Origin of the sequence: Streptosporangium canum, from assembly GCF_900113865.1 — a bacterium.
Taxonomy (GTDB): domain Bacteria; phylum Actinomycetota; class Actinomycetes; order Streptosporangiales; family Streptosporangiaceae; genus Streptosporangium; species Streptosporangium canum.
This window is the reverse complement of record NZ_FOQY01000037.1, coordinates 12,567-34,904: the sequence shown is the minus strand read 5'-3', so window position 1 is coordinate 34,904 and position 22,338 is coordinate 12,567. Positions and strand designations below refer to the sequence as shown.

26 protein-coding genes and 2 tRNA genes are annotated in these 22,338 nt (G+C 70.4%); 18 read left to right on the top strand and 10 right to left on the bottom strand.

Annotated elements, in window-relative coordinates:
• Positions 1-16: 16 nt before the first annotated feature.
• Together BM085_RS35630 and BM085_RS35625 are read right to left on the bottom strand one after the other, a co-directional pair.
• A complete protein-coding gene (locus BM085_RS35630; RefSeq protein ID WP_093891197.1) occupies positions 17-529 on the bottom strand; it encodes a cysteine dioxygenase in 513 nt (170 codons plus the stop codon).
• Positions 530-581: 52 nt separating this feature from the next.
• Positions 582-1,472 carry an amidohydrolase family protein gene (locus tag BM085_RS35625; protein ID WP_093891196.1) on the bottom strand — a complete coding sequence of 297 codons (891 nt, stop codon included), beginning with the start codon at positions 1,470-1,472 and terminating at the stop codon, positions 582-584.
• A gap of 227 nt (positions 1,473-1,699) precedes the next feature.
• On the opposite strand from BM085_RS35625, the gene BM085_RS35620 reads away from it, so the two are divergent.
• Complete coding sequence (locus tag BM085_RS35620) at positions 1,700-2,653, top strand: LacI family DNA-binding transcriptional regulator (protein ID WP_245789893.1); 954 nt, start codon at positions 1,700-1,702, stop codon at positions 2,651-2,653.
• Positions 2,654-2,686: 33 nt separating this feature from the next.
• Here the strand turns inward: BM085_RS35620 and BM085_RS35615 are convergent, their stop codons facing one another.
• Positions 2,687-4,159 carry an aromatic amino acid lyase gene (locus BM085_RS35615; RefSeq protein ID WP_093891194.1) on the bottom strand — a complete coding sequence of 491 codons (1,473 nt, stop codon included), beginning with the start codon at positions 4,157-4,159 and terminating at the stop codon, positions 2,687-2,689.
• Between the two features lie 4 nt (positions 4,160-4,163).
• Entirely contained in the window at positions 4,164-4,532 is a 369-nt protein-coding gene (locus tag BM085_RS35610; RefSeq protein WP_093891193.1) for a phage holin family protein, read from the bottom strand.
• 259 nt (positions 4,533-4,791) lie between these two features.
• Between BM085_RS35610 and BM085_RS35605 the strand changes: the two genes are divergently transcribed.
• From BM085_RS35605 to BM085_RS35545, 13 genes are all read left to right on the top strand, one after another.
• Positions 4,792-5,841 (top strand): NADP-dependent oxidoreductase, encoded by a 1,050-nt coding sequence (locus tag BM085_RS35605; protein ID WP_093891192.1) that lies wholly within the window; start codon positions 4,792-4,794, stop codon positions 5,839-5,841.
• A 45-nt stretch (positions 5,842-5,886) separates the two neighbouring features.
• A complete protein-coding gene (locus BM085_RS35600) occupies positions 5,887-6,171 on the top strand; it encodes a hypothetical protein (RefSeq protein WP_245789892.1) in 285 nt (94 codons plus the stop codon).
• A 60-nt stretch (positions 6,172-6,231) separates the two neighbouring features.
• The gene (locus BM085_RS35595; RefSeq protein ID WP_093891190.1) at positions 6,232-6,630 is read left to right on the top strand and encodes an OsmC family protein; all 399 of its coding nucleotides are present in this window, start codon (positions 6,232-6,234) and stop codon (positions 6,628-6,630) included.
• A 648-nt stretch (positions 6,631-7,278) separates the two neighbouring features.
• A tRNA-Lys gene (locus BM085_RS35590) sits at positions 7,279-7,352 on the top strand.
• A 295-nt stretch (positions 7,353-7,647) separates the two neighbouring features.
• Positions 7,648-9,033 carry a cytochrome ubiquinol oxidase subunit I gene (locus tag BM085_RS35585; RefSeq protein WP_177245436.1) on the top strand — a complete coding sequence of 462 codons (1,386 nt, stop codon included), beginning with the start codon at positions 7,648-7,650 and terminating at the stop codon, positions 9,031-9,033.
• A 4-nt stretch (positions 9,034-9,037) separates the two neighbouring features.
• Positions 9,038-10,051, top strand: coding sequence for a cytochrome d ubiquinol oxidase subunit II (locus BM085_RS35580; protein ID WP_093891189.1), 1,014 nt, complete (start codon positions 9,038-9,040; stop codon positions 10,049-10,051).
• Between the two features lie 217 nt (positions 10,052-10,268).
• A complete protein-coding gene (locus BM085_RS35575; protein ID WP_093891188.1) occupies positions 10,269-11,177 on the top strand; it encodes an NADP-dependent oxidoreductase in 909 nt (302 codons plus the stop codon).
• A 276-nt stretch (positions 11,178-11,453) separates the two neighbouring features.
• Positions 11,454-11,822: a hypothetical protein gene (locus BM085_RS35570; RefSeq protein WP_245789891.1), complete on the top strand. Its 369-nt coding sequence runs from the start codon at positions 11,454-11,456 to the stop codon at positions 11,820-11,822.
• Between the two features lie 429 nt (positions 11,823-12,251).
• Positions 12,252-13,112, top strand: a complete 861-nt coding sequence (locus tag BM085_RS35565) for a lytic polysaccharide monooxygenase (protein ID WP_218158921.1) — start codon at positions 12,252-12,254, stop codon at positions 13,110-13,112.
• A 55-nt stretch (positions 13,113-13,167) separates the two neighbouring features.
• Positions 13,168-13,788, top strand: coding sequence for a DUF305 domain-containing protein (locus BM085_RS35560; RefSeq protein ID WP_093891185.1), 621 nt, complete (start codon positions 13,168-13,170; stop codon positions 13,786-13,788).
• 88 nt (positions 13,789-13,876) lie between these two features.
• Positions 13,877-14,713: a MetQ/NlpA family ABC transporter substrate-binding protein gene (locus BM085_RS35555; RefSeq protein ID WP_093891184.1), complete on the top strand. Its 837-nt coding sequence runs from the start codon at positions 13,877-13,879 to the stop codon at positions 14,711-14,713.
• 151 nt (positions 14,714-14,864) lie between these two features.
• Positions 14,865-15,131 carry a DUF6458 family protein gene (locus BM085_RS35550; RefSeq protein ID WP_012894291.1) on the top strand — a complete coding sequence of 89 codons (267 nt, stop codon included), beginning with the start codon at positions 14,865-14,867 and terminating at the stop codon, positions 15,129-15,131.
• A gap of 168 nt (positions 15,132-15,299) precedes the next feature.
• Entirely contained in the window at positions 15,300-15,518 is a 219-nt protein-coding gene (locus BM085_RS35545; protein WP_269324029.1) for a DUF4235 domain-containing protein, read from the top strand.
• An 87-nt stretch (positions 15,519-15,605) separates the two neighbouring features.
• Here BM085_RS35545 and BM085_RS35540 read toward each other — a convergent pair whose 3' ends face one another.
• Entirely contained in the window at positions 15,606-16,601 is a 996-nt protein-coding gene (locus BM085_RS35540) for an SDR family oxidoreductase (RefSeq protein ID WP_093891183.1), read from the bottom strand.
• Positions 16,602-16,619: 18 nt separating this feature from the next.
• Complete coding sequence (locus BM085_RS35535) at positions 16,620-17,840, bottom strand: glycosyltransferase (protein ID WP_093891182.1); 1,221 nt, start codon at positions 17,838-17,840, stop codon at positions 16,620-16,622.
• A 148-nt stretch (positions 17,841-17,988) separates the two neighbouring features.
• On the opposite strand from BM085_RS35535, the gene BM085_RS35530 reads away from it, so the two are divergent.
• On the top strand, positions 17,989-18,234 hold the full coding sequence (locus BM085_RS35530) for a BON domain-containing protein (RefSeq protein ID WP_031171137.1): 246 nt from the start codon (positions 17,989-17,991) through the stop codon (positions 18,232-18,234).
• Positions 18,231-18,944: a metallophosphoesterase family protein gene (locus tag BM085_RS35525; RefSeq protein WP_197048838.1), complete on the top strand. Its 714-nt coding sequence runs from the start codon at positions 18,231-18,233 to the stop codon at positions 18,942-18,944. Before BM085_RS35530 ends, BM085_RS35525 begins: the two co-directional genes overlap by 4 nt.
• Positions 18,945-19,331: 387 nt before the next feature.
• On the opposite strand, the gene BM085_RS44880 is transcribed toward BM085_RS35525, so the two are convergent.
• Positions 19,332-19,481, bottom strand: a complete 150-nt coding sequence (locus BM085_RS44880) for a GPGG-motif small membrane protein (protein WP_012894286.1) — start codon at positions 19,479-19,481, stop codon at positions 19,332-19,334.
• A gap of 22 nt (positions 19,482-19,503) precedes the next feature.
• Positions 19,504-20,040 (bottom strand): DUF6328 family protein, encoded by a 537-nt coding sequence (locus tag BM085_RS35520; protein ID WP_281249900.1) that lies wholly within the window; start codon positions 20,038-20,040, stop codon positions 19,504-19,506.
• A gap of 67 nt (positions 20,041-20,107) precedes the next feature.
• Between BM085_RS35520 and BM085_RS35515 the strand changes: the two genes are divergently transcribed.
• On the top strand, positions 20,108-20,704 hold the full coding sequence (locus tag BM085_RS35515; protein WP_093891180.1) for a nucleotidyltransferase family protein: 597 nt from the start codon (positions 20,108-20,110) through the stop codon (positions 20,702-20,704).
• Positions 20,705-20,871: 167 nt separating this feature from the next.
• Here BM085_RS35515 and BM085_RS35510 read toward each other — a convergent pair whose 3' ends face one another.
• A complete protein-coding gene (locus tag BM085_RS35510) occupies positions 20,872-21,243 on the bottom strand; it encodes a PRC-barrel domain-containing protein (RefSeq protein WP_012894283.1) in 372 nt (123 codons plus the stop codon).
• Positions 21,244-21,632: 389 nt separating this feature from the next.
• On the opposite strand from BM085_RS35510, the gene BM085_RS35505 reads away from it, so the two are divergent.
• Positions 21,633-21,706 (top strand) — tRNA-Lys (locus BM085_RS35505).
• A 164-nt stretch (positions 21,707-21,870) separates the two neighbouring features.
• Here the strand turns inward: BM085_RS35505 and BM085_RS35500 are convergent.
• Positions 21,871-22,269 (bottom strand): VOC family protein, encoded by a 399-nt coding sequence (locus BM085_RS35500; protein ID WP_093891179.1) that lies wholly within the window; start codon positions 22,267-22,269, stop codon positions 21,871-21,873.
• Positions 22,270-22,338 lie beyond the last annotated feature (69 nt).

The following is a 22,338-nucleotide window of genomic DNA, read 5'->3' as shown; positions in this document are numbered from 1 at the left end:
GGAGACGGCACGGCTCCTAGGCGACGGCGACCTCGGTCTCGTCCATGGGACGCAGCTCGTCGGCGTAGCTGACCGAGGTGCGGCGCATCACGCCGCTGTCGCTGATGGAGTACTGGCCCAGGCGCCACAGCGGCGGCGAGTAGGCGTGGATGGAGACGCTGCCGTCCACCGCGCCGGTCAGCCGGTGGATGTGGTCGGGACCGAAGGAGAACGACTCGCCCGCCGAGACGACGGTCTGCACGTGCTCGCCGCCGATGCGCGGGTTGCACTCCAGCAGCGTCCCCGCCACCACCCGGACCGCGCCGGAGGAGATGTCGTGGTCGTGCCAGCCGGTGTCGTCCTCCGGCCGCCAGCACAGCAGCCAGACGTCGACGTAGGCGTCCCGGTAGAGGGAGGCGTAGTGGCGGCCCCCCTCCTCCGGGAAGTCCACCTGGTCCTCCCACCGGGACGGGTCGGCGGCCAGCTCGTCGACCAGGTCGCGGAGCTCGCGCCGGTCGAGGGCGCGGGCGGGCAGTGCTTCGTAGCTCATCGCCGGCCTCCTGGAGGCGCACAGCGCCCACGGCCCTGGGACTGGTTCACGTTCACTTGCGCGACTCCTTTCGGTTCAGCAGACGGCTGGGATTGGTGACCGCGACGGCGTGCCGTGCGGCGTCGCCGAGCGCGGGGTCGGGGGCCCTGGCGTAGGGCTCGTCGGATCCGTTGACCACGACGTCGATGCCGAGCTCGCGGACGATCGCGTCGATGGCGCGCGGGCCGTAGGAGGAGGTCTCCAGGAACAGGTCGGGATCCACCAGGCCCCGGCCCTCGCCACCGCGGTTGATCAGCCGCTCGGAGTGGAGCGGCGCCAGCCCGGCCAGCAGCGCGAAGCAGACCCGCAGCCCGGGGTGGCGGGGACGGCCGAAGGCGGAGAAGGCGTGCCAGGAGGCGTGCATCTGCTGCACGTACGGCACGACGGCGGGCCACCAGCCGGGTCCTCCGGGCTCGGTGGCGGGACCGGGGTGCACGAAGAGCGGCAGGTCGCGCTCGGCGAGCACGTCGAGCAGCGGGGCGACCCTCGCGAGGCCCGCACCGGTCCCCACGGCCGTCGCGGGCAGCTGGAGCCCGGCGAACCCCTGGTCGAGGGCCTTGGCGAGCCTGGCGGGGTCGATGTCGACGAGGCAGGTCGCGGCCCAGGCCCCGAACGGGGCCGGCAGGTCGAGGGCGTCCTCGTGGTAGGCGTCGATGATCGGCCAGGCGTCCTCGGGCGGCAGCGACTCGATGCCGAGCGGGCTGGACAGTGAGACCAGGGCCAGGTCGAGCCCCTCGTTCAGCGCCAGGCGGCCGGTGAGGTCGTGGTCGCCGGGGTCGACCTCGTAGGCGGGCTCGCCGTACAGGTGGAGGGTCCAGCCGTCCAGTCGCGGAGGGGCCGTGCGGCACCGGAGCGCGTCGATGAGCGCGGGCGTCCACAGGTGCTGGTGCACGTCGACGGTCATTTCCCCTCCTCTCTTCGCAGTATTTCCTACCTAGAATATAGGTAACCGGTCTGACCTTACTACGTTTCCAGGTGACACGTTTCAGTGAACCGTTTCAGTGAACCGTTTCACCTTCTGTGTGTCAATTCCCTGAATCGCCGTGATATGGCGGAGAACGCGCCGTGGAGGGGGGAGAGGCATAGGCTGGCCGGATGCCCCAGCCCCGGAAACGAGCGACGATACGCGAGGTGGCGAAGGCCACCGGCCTCTCCCCGGCCTCGGTCTCGTATGCCCTCCGAGGCATGCAGGTGTCCGAGGAGACCATCGAACGGGTGCGCCGGGTCGCCGCCGAGCTCGGCTACGAGGCCGACCCCATCGCCCGCGCGCTGGCCAGCGGCCGTACCGGGATGATCGGCCTGCTCTGCGGCTCCCTTGAGGACCTCTGGCAGCAGGCCCTGGCCGTCGGCATCGGCCGGGCGCTGAAGGACAACGACCGCTACGCGCTGATCCTGGACGCCACCGGTGACCCGTCCCGGGAGCGCACGCTGGCCCGGCAGCTCCGCGACCAGCGGGTGGACGCCCTGATCGTGCAGCCGGTGGATCCGGCGGCGCCGCTCTGGGCCGAGCTGTGCGAGAGCCTGCCGGTGGTTTCGATCGGCGACTCCCTGGCCGGGGCGCGTACGGCGGGAGAGGTCGTGTTCGACAACCGCGCCGGCGTGACCCTGGCGCTGGAGCACATGCGCGACCGGGGGCACCGGCGTATCGCCGTCCTCACCCCGACCCGGGCCAGCACCCCCGACCGCCCCGCCGACGTGCACGTCCTGGCCGAGACGGCCCGGCTGGGACTGGACATCGAGGTGGTCACCGCGCCCCAGGCGCTGGCGGCCGCCACCGACGTCGCCCGGCGGATGCTCGCCGGCGGGCACCGGGCGTTCTTCTGCTTCGCCGACTCGATCGCCTACGGGGTGTACGCGGCATCGGCCGAACAGGGCCTGCGGATCCCCGCCGACGTGTCCGTGATGGGCTACGACGACCACCCGATGTCGGGGCTGCTCAGCCCGGGGCTGACCACGGTCGACTGGGACATCGACGGCATCGTCCGCGCGGCCGTCCGCCTGGTGGTGGCCGCCGCCGACGGCAACACCCGCCGCCGCCGGATCGTCCAGGCCCCCGAGCTCCGCGAACGCGGCTCGGTGGGCTGACGCGAGCCCCCGCCCGCCGTGTGGGCAATACAGCTAGGCCAATGTCTCGGCCGCCATCTGGGGGCTCGGTCCATCGAGTGAAGGGGCCGGCGGCCCGCTGAGGCAGGGCGGCCCGTCCGGCGCCGGGAGGCCCGCCCCGGCGTGCGGCCGGCAGGTCAGGCCGGGCAGCAGCCCGCGTGCGGTGTCGAGGTCGGCGTCGAGGGGGCGGTCGGCCGTCCGGAGGTCCAGGCCGACGTCGCAGGGGAGACCGCGCTGGCGCAGCGCCCGGACCGCCGCGACCAGCTCGCAGGCCAGGATCGTTTCGAGCGGGTCGAGGGCGGAGAGGGTGGACCGCGCGGCCTGCGGGGTGAAGCTCGCGTGGTCCTCGGTCCCCAGGGAGAGCACGGCGGTGCCGAGGGTGACCGGGGCGGCGAGCTGGCGGAGGTCGGCCAGGGCCGAGTGGGCGACGTATTCGAGGATCATCACGCCGGACAGGCCGGGGCGCTCGGCGAGGAAGGGCAGCAGTCCGGTGTGGGCGGGGTCGGTCAGGGTGGCGAGCCTGGCGGCGCTCAGCGACGCGGTCTGGACGAGGGCGGCCCTGAGGGCGTCGAGGGCGAGCGCGATCCGGGCCGAGTGGAAGTTGCCGTTGTGCCAGGCCCGGCCGTCGGCGATCAGCGGGTTCTCCGGGGCGGTGTTCAGCTCCTCGGTGACGGCCCGCTCCGCGCGGTCGAGGGCGTCCAGGGCCGCGCCGTGGACCTGGGGGAGGGCGCGGTAGCCGTAGGGGTCCTGGACCCGTCGCGGGGTGGTGGCGCCGATCAGGGCGCGGAGCCCGGCCGCGACCTCCGCCTGGTCCGGCCTGCGCTGCACGGCCTGGGCGAGCGGTTCGAGCGAGGCGTCGATCGCCCGGAAGGAGTGGGCCGCGACGGCCGTCGCGGCGGTGAGGGCGATCCTCAGGCGGTGGCAGGCCAGCGCCGCGTCCGCCAGGGTCGCCGCTCCGGAGCTGATGAAGGGAAGGGCGTCGCTGGAGGCCAGCGCGTACCGGGGCGCGAGGCCGTCTCCCGGCCCGGAGGGCGGTGTCCAGGGGATCTCGCCGAGGAGGCAGAGGGCGGTGGTGGCCAGCGCGGTGAGGTCGCCGGTGCCGATGGCGCCGTAGGTGCGGATCGGGGGAGTGAACCCCCGGTTGACGGCGGAGGCGAGGACGGGGAGAAGACCGGGGTTGAGGCCGGAGCCGCCGGTGAGGAGCTGGTTGAGGCGGACCACGAGGGTGGCGCGGGCGCGCGGCCCTTCGATCAGGGGGCCGGCGCCGCCGGCGTGGCTGCGGAGCAGGTCGAGGCCGGTGGCCTCAACCGGGACGTCCTTGTTGGCGCCCACCCCGGTGGTCTGGCCGTACAGCGGCCCGCTGAGGGAGCGGGCCGTCCGCCAGGCGGCCTCGGCGCGGTCGGCGGAGCCCAGCAGGATCCCGGAGCCGTGTGCGGCCCGGTGGACCTGCTCGCAGGTCAGATGGGCGCCGTCAAGGACAACGGTCATCGGGTCAGTCGCCGAACACCAGGTCGAGCAGCCAGCTCACCAGACCGACGATGATCGCGCCCCAGAACGCGGCCCAGAAGCCGTCCACGTGGAAGGGCAGGTGGACCTGGGCGGCGATCCAGCTCGTGAGCAGCAGCAGGCCGGCGTTCACGACCAGGGCGAACAGGCCGAGGGTGAGCACGTAGAAGGCGCAGCCGAAGGTCTTGATGATCGGCTTGAGGACCGTGTTGATGACGCCGAACAGGAGGGCGACCGCGAGGAGCGTGCCGATCTGCTTGGCGGTGGTCTCGGTGGTCACCGTGATGCCGGCCACGAGCTGGGTGGACACCCAGAGGGCGGCTGCCACAGCCAGGATCTTGATGATGATTTTCACGTTTGCGCATCCTCGCATGGGAGATCGGACGAGCGATAGATCCACACTGTTAAAAGCGGATATATCAGGACACTAAATACTTCGCGACCATCATGGCCGCCGGGACGGCGGTGCATCGGGGGGCGGTGGCGCGGAAAGCCTCCTGTCGTGGCTCTGAGCAGGTGGAAAGGTTAAAGCTTTCATGGGCGGCCCGTCGCTCCCCCCGTTGGAGGGGAATGGCTTCCGGGAAGAGCGTGCGCCGCCCCAGGAAGGCTTCACCATGTCCAACGACACATCCAACGGCTCCGGTTCCGCCGGCCGTACGGCATCGCGGGAGATCCGGCTCGCCTCGCGGCCCTCCGGCTGGCCGACGGCGGAGAACTTCGAACTGGCGCAGGTGGGGCCGCCCGCTCCCGCCGAAGGCCAGGTCCTCATCCGCAACCTCTACATGAGCGTCGATCCCTACATGCGGGGACGCATGAACGACACCAAGTCCTACACTCCGCCCTTCGAGCTCGGCAGGCCTCTTGAGGGCGGCGCGGTCGGCGAGGTCGTCGAGTCGCGCGCGCCCGGCCTCGCCGCCGGGGATTTCGTCCTGCACGGGTACGGCTGGCGGGAGTACGCCGTCGCCGGCGCCGGCCAGGTCCGCAAGGTCGAGGAGATCCCCGGAGTGCCGCTCTCCGCCTACCTCGGTGTGCTCGGCATGCCCGGTCTGACCGCCTACGTGGGCCTGCTCGACATCGCCGCGTTCAAGGCGGGCGACGCGGTGTTCGTCTCCGGCGCGGCCGGCGCGGTCGGCAGCCTGGTCGGGCAGATCGCCCGCCTGAAGGGCGCCTCCCGGGTCGTGGGCAGCGCCGGCTCGCAGGAGAAGATCTCCTACCTGACCGGGAAGCTCGGCTTCGACGCCGCCTTCAACTACAAGACGGCCCCCGTCCGCAGGCAGCTCGCCCAGGTGGCTCCCGACGGGATCGACGTCTACTTCGACAACGTCGGCGGCGACCACCTGGAGGCGGCCCTCGAGGCGTTCAAGGACTACGGGCGGGTCGCGATGTGCGGGGCGATCTCCGTCTACAACGCCGCCGAGCCGGTCCCCGGCCCGAGCAACCTGTTCCTGGCCGTCGGCAAGCGGCTCACCCTGCGCGGGTTCATCGTGGGTGATCATTTCGACCGCATGCCCGACATGGTCGCCGAAGTGGGCGCCTGGCTCCGCGACGGCGAGATCACGTTCGAGGAGACCGTCGTCGACGGCCTGGAGAACGCGCCCAGGGCGTTCATCGACATGCTCCGCGGAGCGAACACCGGGAAGATGGTTGTCCGGTTGGTCCACTGATCGTGCATGATCGCCATATTCCGGGGGCAGAAGGGGCGAAAGGAGGTGGGTCAGTTGGAAACGGATGAGCTTGAGGCGCTGTCGGCCCAGGAACTACATGATCGGGCGGTCCGCTACGCCGTCCATCACGGGGACTTCGCCTTCCTGTGGGAACTGCTGAAGGTGATCCCCGCGGCGGAGGCCTCCACCGGGAACGAGGACGAGACGGCGAACGACCTCAGCCGGGTCTCCGCCCTGCTCAGCGACGCCATGGCGTCCGGCGAGGGGCAGCTCGGCGAGGCGTTGCGCCCGTTCTACATCGACTACCTCTCCAAACACCCCGGAGCCTAGGCTGCCGCCCTCTCTGACCGGTTCGGTAGGGTGATCGGCAGGGTTACGGGAGGAGTCGTCATGGCACAGGTGCGAGTCGAGCGGACCGACGACGGGTACGTGGCCCGCAACGACCGCGGGGCCGAGGTGGCCATGGGCGGCGGCGACGAGCAGGGGGTGTTCACCCCCGTCGAGCTGCTGCTCGTGGCGCTCGGCGGCTGCAACATCGTCACCGTGGAGCCGCTCACCGCCCAGCGCGGCCACCGGCTGGTCCGCCTGGCGATGACCGTCCAGGCGGAGAAGGTGGAGCCGACGCTGCTCGGGCCCATCACCATCACCTACGACGTGGAGCTGCCGGAAGGCGACGAGAAGGCCGACGAGGTCTTCCGCGCGGTGGCCCACCGCGTGGAGGAGAAATACTGCACGGTGAGCAGGGCGCTGCGGGAGAAGACCGAGATCCTGCTCGAACTGCCCGAGTGACCTGACGCGTCCGGCGGGCGGTCGCCCGGATGGCCCGACGCGGTCCGCTCCGCGAGAGTGATCCGGCATGCTCGGCTCCGCGAGAGTGACCGGCGCGGCCCGCTCTGCCAGAGTGGTCCGGCGCGTCCCGCGGACGGCGGTTGCCCGTCCCGCGTCGTTGGTCCGGCAATACCGGGTCAACCCTGGGTGTAGGCGCAAAATCAACCCGTGGATGACGTGCTCGTTACATTTGGTTCTGTACTGTTGAAGCAGGTCAAGGGGTTCTGCGAAGCCCGGGGGGAGCATTGCAGAGACTTTTCACCGGATACAGGACGCGAGGGGGATCGCGTCCCTGAGCGGCGCCGCCGGAGTCTTGGGGGAGACGAAGGAGAGGCCCGCGAGGAGGCCGGGGCCGGACAGTTGGGGGACTGTCCGGCCCCGAGTCTGTCCAGGGATTGGCGCCGACGGTCGAAGGGCCGTCTGGCCCCTCGCCGGATCGGGCCGGGCGGCCGGGGGACCGCCCGGCTCGATTCCGTCCGCTCTGCCCGTGGTGCCGCTCCGTTCGTCCTGCCCGTGGTGCGGCTCTGTCCGCTCCGTCCGCGGTGCCGCCCCGTGGTCGCCTGATGTGCGTCGCCGCCGGGTCTGCTGCTAGAGTTACCTCCGTTGCAAGCGCCGCTAGCTCAGTTGGTTAGAGCAGCTGACTCTTAATCAGCGGGTCCGGGGTTCGAGTCCCTGGCGGCGCACAGCACGGAGAAGCCCGGTTCGGTGACCACCGAACCGGGCTTCTCCGCTTTCGGGCCTTTCCGGGCCCCGGATCTCCGGCCCCGCCCGTTCCGAGCCGGCCTCCGCGCCCGCGCCGCGCCACTGTCCGCGCCCGCGCCACGCCCATGCCCGCGCGCCCCCGTCCGCACCGTCATGGCGACGACTGCTTGCCGGGTTTTCGCCTGTCCGCCGTACCGGGCAGGCCGTACGCCCAGAGGTGGACTTATGGGGTGTGTGCGTCGTTTGTCGTTTAGTGCGCCGGGGCAGAGGCCTGTCATGGGGATCGGGGGCGGTGTCGGCGCCTGCGTGGTGACGGCGCTCGTCTTGCCGGCCGGGCCGGCGAGCGCGGCGGACCTGGTCGCGGCGCGCCTGCAGATGGCCCTCTCGCTGGGCTGGCACATCGTGCTGGCCTGCCTGGGGGTCGGCATGCCCGCCCTGCTGCTGTACGCCGAGTGGCGGGCGATCCGCACCGGTGACGGCGACTCCATGCGGCTGGCCCGGCGATGGGCCAAGGCGATGGGGGTGCTGTTCGCCGTCGGGGCGGTCTCAGGGACGATCCTCAGCTTCGAGATGGGCCTGCTGTGGCCGGGGCTCATGGGGACCTACGGCGAGGTGATCGGCCTGCCCTTCGCGCTGGAGGGGATCGCCTTCTTCGTCGAGGCCATCTTCATCGGCGTCTACCTGTACGGCTGGGACCGGCTGCCGCCCAGAATCCACCTGCTGAGCGGGGTGCCCGTGCTGATCGCCGGAGTGGCCTCGGCGTTCTTCGTGGTGACCGCCAACGCGTGGATGAACCAGCCGGTCGGGTTCGTGGTGGAGAACGGCCGGGTGAGGGACGTGGCCCCGTGGAGGGCGATGTTCAACCCGGCCACGCCGCCGCAGACGCTGCACATGATCGTGGCGGCGTTCATGGTCGCCGGGTTCGCCACCGCGGGGGTGTACGCGGTGGCGATGCTGCGTGGGCGGCGCGACCGCTACCACCGTCTGGGCTTCATGATCCCCTTCACGATGGCGGCCGTGTTCGCCCCGATCCAGATCCTGCTGGGCGACTACGCGGCCAAGTTCCTGGCCGACTACCAGCCGGCCAAGCTCGCCGCGGCGGAGGGGCTCTTCCTGACCCGCGCGGGCGCGCCGCTCAGCCTGGGCGGCTTCGTGGTCGACGGTGAGCTGCGCTACGCGATCGAGATCCCCAACGGCCTGTCCCTGCTGGTCGGCTACAGCCCGCACACCGTCGTCCAGGGGCTCGACCAGGTGCCGGTGGCCGACCGGCCGCCGGTCACCCCCGTCCACCTGGCCTTCGACACGATGGTGGGGATCGGTTTCTTCCTGCTTCTGCTGTCGGCTTGGTATGTCCTGGCGTGGGGACGGCGGCGTGAGCTGCCCCGCTCCCGCTGGTTCCTGAGGCTCGCGGCCGTCTCCGGGGTGGCGGCCGTCGTCGCGGTGGAGGCCGGCTGGGTCGTGACGGAGGTCGGCCGGCAGCCGTGGGTGGTCTACGGCAGGATGCGCACCTTCGACGCCGTCAACCCGGCGCCCGGCCTGTGGGCCGGGTTCGTCGTCGTCTCGCTGGTCTACGCCGTGCTCACCGTCGCCACCGTCTACGTCCTGCGGCGCATGGCGCGCGCCCCCCAGGAGCTGACGCACGCCCCCCAGGAACCGGAGTGATCCGATGGACGCGGCGCAGATCCTGCTGGTCGTGATGTGGGTGGGCGTGACGCTCTACGCGTTGCTGGCCGGAGCCGACTTCGGCGGCGGCTTCTGGGACCTGGTGGCCGGGCGCAGCCGTGCGGGCATGCCGCAGCGGCGCCTCATCGAGCACTCCATCGGTCCGGTGTGGGAGGCCAACCACGTCTGGCTGATCTTCGTGATCGTCGTGCTGTGGACCGGTTTCCCGCCGGTGTTCGCCGCGGTGATGTCCACGCTCTACATCCCGCTGACGCTGGCTGCGCTCGGCATCATCGCCCGGGGGGCCGCCTTCGTCTTCCGCAAGGCCAGCACGGAGCTGTGGCAGCAGCGCCTGTTCGGCGCCGCCTTCGCGACCTCCTCGGTGCTGACGCCCTTCTTCCTGGGCACGGTCGCCGGGGGGATCGCCTCGGGGCGCGTCCCTCCCGGTCTGGCGGCCGGAGACCTCCTGACGAGCTGGCTGAATCCGACCTCGCTGCTCGGCGGGGTCCTCGCGGTCGGCGTCTGCGCCTACCTCGCCGCGGTGTACCTGTGCGACGACGCGGGACGGGCGGGACTGCCCGGCCTGGCCGAGGGGTTCCGGCGCAGGGCGCTGTCCGCGGGCCTCGGCGCCGGGGCCGTCGTGCTGGGCGGCGTCGCCGTGGTGCGCTGGGACGCCCCCCGGCTGTTCGACGGCCTCACCCACCGTGCGCTGCCCCTTGTCGTCGCCGCGGCCGTGCTCGGCCTGCTCTCGCTGGCCCTGCTGTGGCGGCGGAGCTACCTGTCCGTCCGGATCACCGCCGCGCTGGCCGTCACGGCGGTGCTGTGGGGGTGGCCGCTCGCGCAGTATCCGGTCATGCTCCCTCCCGGCCTCACCGTCGAGGTGGCCGCGGCGGACCCGGCGGTGCTCGGTGCCACACTCGTCGTGCTCGCGGTGGGCGCGCTGCTGGTGGTGCCGTCCATGACCTGGCTGTTCCTGCTGCAACGGCGCGCGCCGTACGACCCGGGCGCGCACGGCTGACGGCATGGACGCGGGCGGCTGACGGCCGTACCGCGCAGGCGCGCGGCCGACGGCCACGGGTGCCAGGGCCTGTCTGGCGGCCTTCTGTCCCGGCTTCGGCTCCGCCCCATGGCACACGCGGCAGGAGCCGGACGGCACGTGGCAGCCTGGCCGGTTGACCTCAATCATGGTTGAGGTTGCAGAGTGGGTCCGGCAGACACGAGCGAAGGAGTTTCCGATGAAGGCCGCTGCTTTTTCCGAGTTCGGCGGGCCCGAGGTGCTGCGGGCCATGGAGATCGAGACGCCCGAGGCAGCGGAGGGGCAGGTGCGGGTGCGGGTCAGGACGGCGGGCGTGCAGCCGTTCGACGTGGCCGTGCGCCAGGGGTGGATGCCGGCCGGGGTGAGCGGGGACCTGCCCCGGATCCCCGGCAACGAGTTCGCCGGGGTCGTCGACCAGGTGGGTGAGGGGGTGCGCGGGGTCTCTGTGGGCGACGAGGTGCTGGGCTTCAACCTGCTGAACTCCTACGCCGAATACATCGTGGTCCCGGCCGAGAACGTCACGGCCAAGCCCGCGAACATGCCCTGGGAGGTGGCGGGCGGCTTCACCGCCGGCACCCAGACCGCCCACATCGCCCTGCGGCAGCTCGGGGTGGGGGAGGGCGACACGGTCCTGGTCCACGCCGCCGCCGGCTCGGTCGGCACCGCCGCGGTGCAGCTCGCCCGGCTCTGGGGGGCCACGGTCATCGGCACCGCGCGCGAGGAGAACCACGACTACCTGCGCTCGCTCGGCGCGATCCCGGTCGCGTACGGCGAGGGCCTGCTGGAGCGGGTGCGGGCCCTCGCTCCCGGTGGGGTGGACATGGTCCTGGACGGCGCGGGAGGCGAGGCGCTCGACGTCTCGCTGCGGCTGGTGAAGGGCGACCGCATCGTCACGCTGGTCGAGCACGACAAGGCGGAGGAACTGGGCGTCCAGGTGACCCGGGGGGTGCGGCTGGCCTCCCGCCTCGCCGAGCTCGCCGAGCTCTACTCCGACGGCGCGCTCACCTTCCACGTCCGCCGGACCTACCCGCTGGACCAGGCCGCCGACGCCCACCGCGAGGTCGAGGCCGGCCACGGCCGCGGCAAGGTCGTTCTCACCGTCGGCTGAAGGGTCGCGCCGAGGAAGGCGACCCCGGGGGAGGGCGTGCCGCCGGTCGAAGGTCCGCATCCGGGCAGGATGTGCCGGCTCGGCGCCGGGGAGAGGGCGCCGTCGGCGGGAAGGCCGGTGCCGGGCGGGAGAATCGACCGTGAGCGTGGTGAACTTTAGATCATCTTGACGCTCGATCAGGAGATTCGATCAGGAGAACAGTGTCGACACGCACACAACAAGTGACGTTTCCCCTGTAAAGTCCGATTTGAGGACCGTATGGCGGGGGGAGCCATCGTGAGAAGACTCATGTATGCGGCGGCGCTGTTCATCGTCGTCACTTCTGGAATCGTCGCCACGGGGACGTCGGCGCAGGCGCGGGCGCTGGACGATGGCACGCCGGTGGGCCGGGACCAGTACCGGGTTCTGATGAACCAGTGCCGGTACGCCGACACGGAGCAGTTGCGCAGCCAGTGCCGGTCGGCGGTCGAGAACGACTACCGGATCGGGGCGGAGAACTCCAGCCTGGACTGCCGGACGTATTCCGGGGTCACGGTCTGCGGAAACCTGATGCTCAGCAAGCGGGAGGCCGCGTGCGTCCAGCACTCGGTGATGGCGGGGCTGACGGAGCGCCGGTCCGAAGTCGAGTGCTACGCGCTCTACTGACCTCACAACGGGAGATCGGGCCTCACCGGGGGGAGTGGGGCCGGAGGTGAGCCCGGCGGGACCGGTGCCGCCGGGCGCCGCTCCCGTCGGTGCCCGACGGGAGCCGCCTGCCGCCCGTGTCTGCCGCCTGCCTGCCCGCCCGCCTGCCTGCCCGCCCGCCTGTCTGTCCGCCCGCCTGCCTGTTGCCGCCCGCTGTCCGCCGTACGACCTCGCCGTCGCGGTCTTCCCGGCGACGGTGACGGTCGGCGAAGGGGGAGCGGATGCCGGGGCGCGGTGGGGTCGCGGCCGCGAACCTGGGAATCCTTCTTCGGATGCGCCGGAACCCATGGCGCCGAGGGCCTAATTTTTAGTAAGGTTTCTTGTTAATAACGTGCTATCCGTCGGCCGTTGGACATGTCCCACCTCCATCCCCCTGTAGGAGGAGTCCACGTGCACCTGCGACACAAGGCGGCCACCGCGGCCGCCGCACTCACCGTTGGATCTCTGCTCGCCCTGTTGCCGTCCGCTCCGGCGGTCGCCCACGGATCCATGTCGAACCCACCCAGCCGCGCCTACGTCTGCAAGACGGAGGGTCCGGAGACCCCCAAGTCGGAGGCGTGCAAGGCGGCCGTCGCGGCCGGTGGCACCCAGGCGTTCTACGACTGGCACGAGGTCTCCCGCCTGGAGGCGGGCGGCAACCACCGTGCGATCATCCCGGACGGCAAGCTGTGCAGCGCCGGACGTGACAAGTATCGCGGGCTCGACCTCGCCCGGACCGACTGGCCCGCCACGCAGGTTTCCCCGGGGCCGCTGACGATCACCTACCACGCGACCGCGCCCCACGCGAACAGCAACTTCGAGTTCTACATCACCAAGCAGAGCTGGAACCCGTCCCAGCCGCTGCGCTGGTCGGACCTGGAGCCGATCAAGACGTTCAACAACCAGAACCCCAGCACGTTCACCAACTGGACGATCAACCTCCCGCAGCGCAGCGGCCGCCAGCTCATCTACTCGATCTGGCAGCGCGTGGTGGGCAGCACCGAGGCCTTCTACACCTGCTCCGACGTGGACTTCGGCGGCGGCACCACGCCGACGCCGACGCCCACGCCGACTGTGACTCCGACGCCCACGCCCACCCCGACCCCGACGCCGACGGCCACCCAGCCGGGCGGCACCTGGAGCGCGGGCACCGCCTACCCGGCGGGCACGCGGGTGACCTACGGTGGCCTGACCTACCAGTGCCTGCAGCCGCACACCGCGCTGCCGGGCTGGGAGCCGCCGAACGTCCCCTCCCTGTGGCAGCGCGTCTGATCCAGCGGAGCCGGGGCGGTCACGGCCGCCCCGGCCCCACCCCCGAGAGGAGTCCATGGTGAAGCGCGCGGGCCCGATCGTCCTGGCCGTCTTCCTTCTCACCGGCTGCGGTGCCCACAGCATCCAGGAGCTCAAGGGCGGCGAGGGGCTCAAGAGCGGCGGCCACGCGGCGCACGGCCCCGCGCGAGCCTCGGGCGGGACGGCCGTCCCCGGCAGGGACTACAACCCGGCCGACGTGATGTTCCTCCAGATGATGATGGCCCACAACGGCCAGGGCGTGCGGCTGGCACGGCTGGCGCCGGACCGGGCCGCCCGCGAGGAGGTCAGGACGCTGGCGGCGGCGATCGCCACGACCCAGGAGACGGAGGCCGCGTCGATGTCCGAACGGCTGATCGGCTGGCGCCGGCCCGCCACCGCCAGGGCCGACGAGCACGCCGCCCACGGAGGCATGCCGGGGGTGGGCGAGGAGGAGATCGCCGCGGTCGCCGACGCCGCTCCGGCGGACTTCGAGAAGAAGTTCCTCAACATGATGATCGCCCAGCAGGACGACGCCATCCAACTGGCCAGGATGGAGGTGGCCACCGGCCTGAACGCCGAGGTCAAAGCGATGGCGGAGCGGGTCGACGCCTCGCGTTCCGCGCAGATCAAGCAGATGCTGGCGCTGTTGGACCAGTGACCGGGTCTCAGGGCCGTTGATCGATTTGTTCGCACGCTCTCCCGTATGCAATATTTCCTACCTAATGTAAGGGAAATAGGGGAGAGTCATGCGCAAGTTGTTCGGGGTCGTGGCCGGTTTGATCCTGGCCGGAAGCCTCGCCGCGTGCGGCGGAGCCTCGACCGACACGGCCGAGCCCGCCGCCGCACCCAAGGCCGACGCCCCGCTCAAGGTCGGGGTGAACCCCGTGCCCCACGGCGAGGTGCTCAAATACGTCAAGGACAACCTCGCCGCCAAGGCAGGGCTGAACCTGGAGATCGTCGAGTTCACCGACTACGTCCAGCCCAACACCCAGCTCGACGAGGGCAACCTGGACGCCAACTACTTCCAGCACATCCCGTACCTGGAGGAGTTCTCCAAGGGCAAGGACATCAAGCTGAGCTGGGTCGCCCCGGTCCACATCGAGCCGCTCGGCCTCTACTCCAAGAAGATCAAGAACGTCACCGAGCTCGCGCAGGGCGCCTCGGTGGCCCTGCCGAACGACACGAGCAACCTGGGCCGCTCGCTCAAGCTCCTCGCCGACAACGGCGTGATCACCCTCAAGGAGGGCGTCGGCGTCAAGGCCACCGAGCGCGACGTGGCCGGCAACCCCAAGGGCCTGCAGTTCAAGCCCCTGGAGGCCGCCCAGCTTCCCCGCTCCCTGGAGGACGTGGACGCCGCGATCATCAACGGCAACTACGCCCTGGAGGCCGACCTCCAGCCCGCGACCGACTCGCTGATCCTGGAGAAGGGCGAGGGCAACCCCTACGCCAACGGCCTGGTGACCGTGCCGGCCAAGGTGGACGATCCCCGCGTCAAGAAGCTCGCCGAGGTCCTTCAGGGCCCCGAGGTCAAGAAGTTCATCGAGGACAAGTACAAGGGGGCGGTGCTGCCCGCCCAGCAGTGACTTTCGGCCGTCCTCACCATCGGCTTTCCCCGCTCCCGCCGGGCTTGTGACGACGGCCGGACGGTCACCCCGGCCCCGGCCTCCACGGCGCGACGTTTGAGATCCGTGTGGGGGATAGGTGATGAGGCGTTGGCTCGAAGGAGGGAATCCCATGACCATCGCAGGCGGCATCATCCTCATCATGCTCGGCGCCATCTTCACCTGGGCGGTCGAGTTCGACATCGCCGGGTTCGACATCAACGTCGTCGGCGTCATCCTGATGCTCGGCGGTCTCGCGTGGTTGCTGTTCGCGATCTACCGGATCAGCGTCGCCCGGCGGGCCGTGGCACCCACCACTACCACCACGGTGGTCGAGGACCCGGTGACCCACCGTCGCGTGTACGAGGAGCGCGGCTACACCGACCCTCCGGTCGTGTGATCCGGTCACTCTCCACTGCGAGAGCCGAGGTTTCCAAGGGCCTCACCTGCCCGATCCGACCTGGGCGCATCTGTTAGCGCCCGGCCGTCCGGGGTAGGTGGGGTCTTTCACCGAGTGTGAACGGAGGACGGGACGTTGAGCAGGGTCGTATCCCGAGGGACGAGCGCCGTGAGCGGAATGATCGGCGGCGCCATCGCCGGTGCCATCTTCAAGCAGGTCTGGAAGTTCGCGTCGGGCAAGGACGACGCGCCCCAGGCGACGTCCGATGAGTACGGCTGGCGAGAGATCCTGGTCGCGTCGGCCATCCAGGGCGCGATCTTCGGAGTGGTCAAGGCCGCGATCGACAGGTCCGCGGCGCGGAGCATTCACCGAGCCACCGGCAAGTGATCTCACGCGCGCAACCCCCGCCCCTCCGAAGGGGCGGGGGTTGCGCGCGTCCGGGGCCTCCGAAGCGTCCGGGGTGCGCCGGGCCCGTCAGGACCTTCCCCGGCCGGCGAGCACGGCGGCGACGGCCCCGCCGGCCAGGGTGAGGGCCGCCAGGCGGCGGTGGCGGGAGAGCCACGCCTGCGCGCTGTGAGCGTGGGAACGGCGGTCGAAGGTGCCGTGGGCGCCGTAGTCGTCGTCCTCGTCGGCGGGCTTCCACAGGTTGGCCACGCCGGTGGGAGCCTGGGCCTTCGTCTGCTGGCTCTCCTGGCCGGAGCGGGCGAGACAGCGGTCGAGCAGCCCGGGGGCGATCCGCTGCGCGAGCAGGGTGGCGACCGTCGAACCGCCCACCCAGTATTCACGCCGCTCGGGATGCTCGGCCGCGAACACCAGCGCCCGCGCGGCCACCTCGGGATCGTAGATCGGCGCAACCGGCTGGGGATGACGGCCCAGCTTGGACAGCACCCAGGAGAACTGCGGAGTGTTCAGCGCGGGGAGCTGCACCATGGTGATCTTGATCCCGCTCCGCTCGCCCAGCAGCTCGGTCCTGACCGACTCGGTGAACCCCTTGATCGCGTGCTTGGCCCCGCAGTAGGCCGCCTGCAGCGGGATGCCCCGGTAGGCCAGCGCCGATCCGGCCTGCACGATCGTCCCCCGGTCGCGGGGACGCATCAGATCCAGCGCCACCCGCGTCCCCCAGACGTAGCCCAGGTAGGTGACCTGGGTGGCCCGCTCGAACTCCTCCGGCGTGATCTCCGAGAAGGGGGCGAAGACCGAGGAGAAGGCCACGTTGATCCAGACGTCGATCGGCCCGACGTCCCGCTCGATCTGTTCCGCGGCCTCTCTGACCTGCTGGTAGTCGGACACGTCGGCCTCGTAGACCAGGCCGGTGCCGCCCGCCGCGCCGGCCTCCACCGCGGCGGAGCCCAGACCGGTCGTACCCCGGGCGATCAGCGCCACGGTGGCGCCGCGAGCGGCCAGTCGCCGGACCACCGCCCGGCCCACCCCGCCGCTGGCCCCGGTCACCACCACGACCTTGTTCTGCATCGCTGTTCCTCCTCCGGCTCAGGCGGCCCCCGTACCCGGGAGAGCGCCGGTCATGCCGGGCGACCGGCCGAGAGAGGTGAGCACGTCGGTGTAGACGGCGACGGTCTGGGCGGCGACCCGGCCCCAGTCGTAGCGGGACCTCGCCCGGTCGGCGGCGGCGATGCCGTACGCCGTGAGCAGGAACGGGTCTGCGAGCAGCCCGCGCAGGGCGCGGCCGAGAGCCGCCGGCCTGCGCGGCGGGACCAGCAGGCCGGTGACGCCGGGGACGACCGTGTCCAGATGGCCGCCCACGGCCGAGGCGACCACCGGCACGCCGCAGGCCATGGCCTCCAGCGGCACGATGCCGAACGGCTCGTACCAGGGCACGCTGACCACGACGTCCGCCGCGCGCATCAGCGCCGGGACGTCGTCACGGTCTACCTTGCCGAGGAATCGGACACGGTGTGCCACGCCGCACATCTCGGCGATCCTCGCCAGGCGGGCGGGCTCCGGCTCGCCGGGAGCGCCGCCCGCGACCACGAGCGTGGCGTCCGGCACGTGGCGCAGTGCCCGGATCGTGGTCTCCACGCCCTTGCGCGGGACCGCCCGGCCGATGGCGAGCAGGATCGGCCCGAGGCCGAGGTCCATCTTCGGGCCGGTCGGGGTGAAGGCGTTCAGGTCCACGCCGCAGGGGACGATGCTCATGGAGTTGCCCGGCATCCGCATCCGGCTCAGCTCGGCCACCTCGTCGGCGCAGGTCGCGATCACCGCGTCCGTCTGGCGGGCGAGGAGCGCCTCGGTCTCGATGCGCTCGCGCGGGCTGGTGTCGGCCTTCCCCTGATGCCGCCGCTTCACGGCGCCGAGCGCGTGGAAGGTGTGCACGGTGGGCACCGCGGTGTCCCGGGCGGCGGCCAGCGTGGCCAGGCCGCTCATCCAGAAGTGGCTGTGCGCCAGGTCGGGCGGCCCGGCATGCCAGCGCTGGGCGAGCCACCGGCTGAAGTCCGGCATCCAGGGGAGCAGGTCGTCCTTGGCCATGACCACGGCGGGTCCGGCCGGGACATGGACCACGGTGACCCCGGGGGCGAAGTCGACCTCTTCCGGCTGGGAGGCGGCCTCCCTGCGGGTGTAGACGGTCACATCGTGCCCCCGCGCGGCGAGGGCGCGGGAGAGGGAGGCGACATGGACGTTCTGTCCTCCGGCGTCGGCACCGCCGACGGTCGCCAGAGGGCTGGCGTGTTCGGACACCATCGCGATCTTCATGGGCACGGCTCCATGTCGTGACATGTGAAAGCAACGTGCCTGCGTCTTAGGCATCCAATTGACTCTCCTTCCCCCCAAGAGCGTTTTAAACGCGTTTGACCTTGGGTTTCTCGGGAACGCGATCGTTTTGAACGAGAGGAGTTCAACGATGGAGGCTCCGCAATACGTCGCCGCGCGCGTGCAGCGCGCGCTGGCCGAGGACGAGAGAACCCATGAGCTCGGCATCCGGGTGGACGTCCGGGGCGAGCAACTCTTCCTGCGCGGCCAGGTGACCGGTGACGAGCGTCGTGCGCTGATCGCCGACGTGGCGGGCGAGGCGGCCCCCGGTCTGACGGTCCGCAACGAGATCACTGTCATGGAGGTCAGGGGCCCGGGAGAGGAGGAGAAGCTGTGAGAGAACTGCGGATCGCGGCGGTCGGAGACGTGCACCTGGACGAGAGTCTCAGGGGGCGCTACCGCGAGCGGCTGGACGACATCGAGGAGCACGCCGACGTGCTGCTGCTCGCCGGAGACCTGACCCGGCACGGCACGCTGGAGGAGGCGCGCGTGGTGGCGGACGAGTTCCGCGACCTGCCGATCCCCGTGGTCGCCGTGCTCGGCAACCACGACCACCACTCCGACCTGCCCGCCGAGATCGCGTTCATGCTGTCCGAGGCCGGCATCACCGTCCTGCACGACGACGCGACCGTGCTCGACATCGACGGAGTACGGCTCGGCGTGGTCGGCGGCAAGGGCTTCGGCGGGGGATACGCGGGCAAGTGCGCCAGCGATTTCGGCGAGCCCGAGATCAAGGCGTTCGTCGGGCACACCAAACGGATCGCGGAGCGCTGGCGGGTGGCGCTCAAGGAACTGCAGGCCGATCGGAGGGTCGTGCTGTCGCACTACTCCCCGGTCAAGGACACCCTTCACGGGGAGCCGCTGGAGATCTACCCCTTCCTCGGCAGCTACCTGCTGGCCGAGGCGGTGGACGCGGAGGGCGCCGACCTGATCGTCCACGGTCACGCGCACGCGGGGACCGAGAAGGGCGTGACCCCCGGAGGCATCCGGGTGCGCAACGTGGCGCTGCCGGTGCTGGGACGGGCGTACGGGGTTTACTGCCTGTAGTCCCGGATCGCCCCGGTGCCGGCATCGGCGCCGGGGCCGGTTTGCGTATGAGGCCGATCAAGGCGCACGGACGTGGAACCGTCGACGGGTGAAAGCCGTCAACGTATGAAATCGTCAACGCGTGAAGCCGTGAAGCCGTGAAGCCGTGAAGCCGTGAAGCCGTGAAGCCGTGAAGCCGTGAAGCCGTGGAGTGGGCTGTGAAGCCTTCCACGAAGGCGCGAAGTCATGAGCGATGAGCCATGAAGCGGGCTGTGCAGAACTTCCGTGAAGGCATGAAGAAGCGGGCCGGGCGAGAACCCGGCCCGCTGAGGCTTCTGGTGGTAATTCGGGGCGACTTGAAGTTCGATGTGGATTCTGACGGGAACTTTCGCGAGCCATCAGCCCGCGTCACACATTGAAGATGCTCACACCTCCGGGACCGACGAGGAAGCCGAGGACGATGAGGACGATCCCCCAGAGGAGATCGCGACGGGCCAGGATGACGTAGATCCCGGCGACGACGAGAACGACTGCGATGATCCAGAGCAAAGTAGCCATAAGAAGCCACTGCCCTCACAATTCACGACTTAACATCCTTGGTTCGGTACAGATCGACAATCGGTTGCAGAATCCAGAGCCAGCCGCTGGCCAGCGCGATCACGCCGCCGAACAGCGCGGCCGGCCACGCGTTGATGACCGTCTCCGCGACGAGCGCCACCGAGCTGGTCATCGCGATCGCAAGCCCGACGGCACCGGCGATGCCGAGCTCGTTGGCGCGGTGCAGCATCTTCTCCTTCAGCCCGGTCCGGAACAGCAGGCGGTGCTGGGCGGCGGGGGTGATGAAGCAGATGGAGGCCAGCGCGGCGCTCAGCAGCGCGATGAAGAACAGCCAGCGGCCGAGGGTGTCGACCTTGTGGAAGCCCGCCGCGAACGGCAGCGTCAGCAGGAAGGCGAACAGGACCTGGACGCCGGTGACGGCGACCCGCAGCCCCTGCATGAGCTCGCCGAGCTCCCGGTCCACCCGTTCCTTGTGGCTCTCACCCGGCTCCGGTTCCTCTTCACTGCGACTCCCATCGGGCTCTCGCCCCTCGTTTTGTACCTGTTCCGGCTGATTCATGCAGGGCATTTACCCGAGTCAAGGTTTGCCATGCCTACCTGGGGATCTACAGGGTAAGCGGGGAGGCATGGGAAGCCACAGCCACGAGGTAACCGACGCGATCCTGGAAACACTGAAGCGGGCGAGCAGCGGCCTGAAGGACGCGGACGTCAGGTTCGCCCTCGCCGGAGGCTGCGCGGCGTACGCGCGCGGGGCGGCCCCCTCGCTGCACGACGTGGATTTCGTGCTCCCCCAGGAGGACGTGCCGGCCGCTCTGAAAGCACTGCGTGAACTGGGCTTCGAGACGGCCAAGCCGCCGGAGGACTGGCTGGTCAAGGCATATGACGAGGGGAGGCTGGTGGACCTGATCTTCTCGATCTGCGACCATCCCGTCACCCCGGCGCTGCTGGAGCGGGCCGAGCCGATGAAGGCGTCGGCGGTGATCCTGCCCGTCCTGGAGGCCACCGACCTGGTCATCTCGTGGCTGCTGCCGCTCTCGGAGCACAGCTGCGACTACGGCTCGCTGCTGCCCCAGGTGCGGGCGCTGCGCGAGCAGGTCGACTGGGACCGGGTCGCGGCGGTCGCGCGGGTCTCGCCGTACGCGTTCACCTTCCTGACCCTGCTGGAGCGGTTGGGGGTGATCCCCGGCGCCCCCGATCCGACCGGCGACCCGTCCTGGCCCTGACCTGACCTGACCTGACCTGTTCTGTCCTGCCCCTGCCCCTGCCCCTGCCCCTGCCCCGACCTGCCCCGTCCTGGCCCTGGCTCTGAACCCCTGCCCCGCCGCAGGGCGCACAGAACACAGGAGGGGCCCCGCCTCGCGGCGGGGCCCCTCCTGTTCACCTTGCCGGGTCAGTAAGTCCCGCCAGGGCCGGCCCCGAAGGGGAAGCGGCCGTAGTACTCACCGACGGTGTCGCGGTAGGTGGGCTCCTTGAAGGTCGCCTCGTCGAACTCCGGAGCGTGCTTGATCTCGTCCTTGGTGCGTGCGACGTAGATCTTGCGCTCCTGCGGGTCGATCCGGGTCACCGTGCTCGCCGGAAGCAGGACCTTCTTACCGAAGATCCACGGGCCGGTGTCGACGACGATGTAGCTCTCGCCGACGTCGTAGGTCGCCTCGTCGACGGAACCGATCTTTCCGTCGGTGGCCTCTACGTGGTAGCCCGCAATGTCGAGGCTCTTGTTGACGTCATAGACATCGGCTCGATAGGTCCAGAGCTCAGACATAGTGCGTATCTCCCTTTCGGTTGATTCTCCGGGCTCGACTCTCGTACCCGAGATAAGAGGGATAAACGGGCCACGCTGAGCTCTGCGCCATCAAAGCCGTAGTTTGTCCCCTGCCAAGGGCAATCATGGGATCCGCCCGGAGACGTCCGGCGGAGCCGTACCGGCCCGGAATCCGGCCTCGGGACAGCGGCGGGAGGGCCGGTCGGACAGCCGGGCTGACGCGGGCGATCATCTCCGGAGCGTCGAGGGGCGGTCTGGCGCCTCCGCCCCCGGGGTGAGGACGGCGAGGAGACGGCCCAGACGGTGGCCGCCGCTGATGAGCCGTGATCGGCACATGTCGTCTCATGTACGGATTACAGATCCGCGTCCGGTACTCTTGTCGTGGTCAGGCGCCGCTAGCTCAGTTGGTTAGAGCAGCTGACTCTTAATCAGCGGGTCCGGGGTTCGAGTCCCTGGCGGCGCACCGGTGAAAAGCCCAGGTCGACATGGTCGACCTGGGCTTTTTCCGTCTCCAGGTGCTTGTGGCGTCGGCCGCTGTAAGGGGACATGAAGAAGCACTGGTCGGCGGACGCGTTCATCGGGAGCCCTGGGATCTCGGCGCTCCCGCATGGTCGGCTGTGCGTGGTGTCAACGTGCGAACTTCTCGATGGCCGCCGGGGTGACCGGGGTGAAGAAGTTGACGAGGTTGCCGTCGGGGTCGCGGAACAGCAGCGACCGGTTGCCCCAGGGCATCGTGGTGGGCTCGGTGACGAAGTCGGTGACGGAGCCGATCAGGTTCTGGTGAACGCGGTCCACGTCGTCGACGCGGAACTCGGTGATCACGCTGTGGTTGTCCGCTGGGCGGGCAGAGCCCGGGGCGAACAGCGGGACGGTGCGGGTGCCGGCGATCGCGAGGGTGGCGCTGGAGGTCTTGAGTTCGGCGAAGTCCTCGGTGGCCCACGTGGCCCGCACCCCTGTGGCTCGCTCGTAGAACTCGACGAGGCGCGCGACGTCGCTGGTGATGATGCGGATCGAGACGAAGTCCATGGTGATCTCCTGGGTTGATGAAGTCGCTGCACTCCGTAGGCTAGGAGAGATAGTGGACAGAATCAGTCC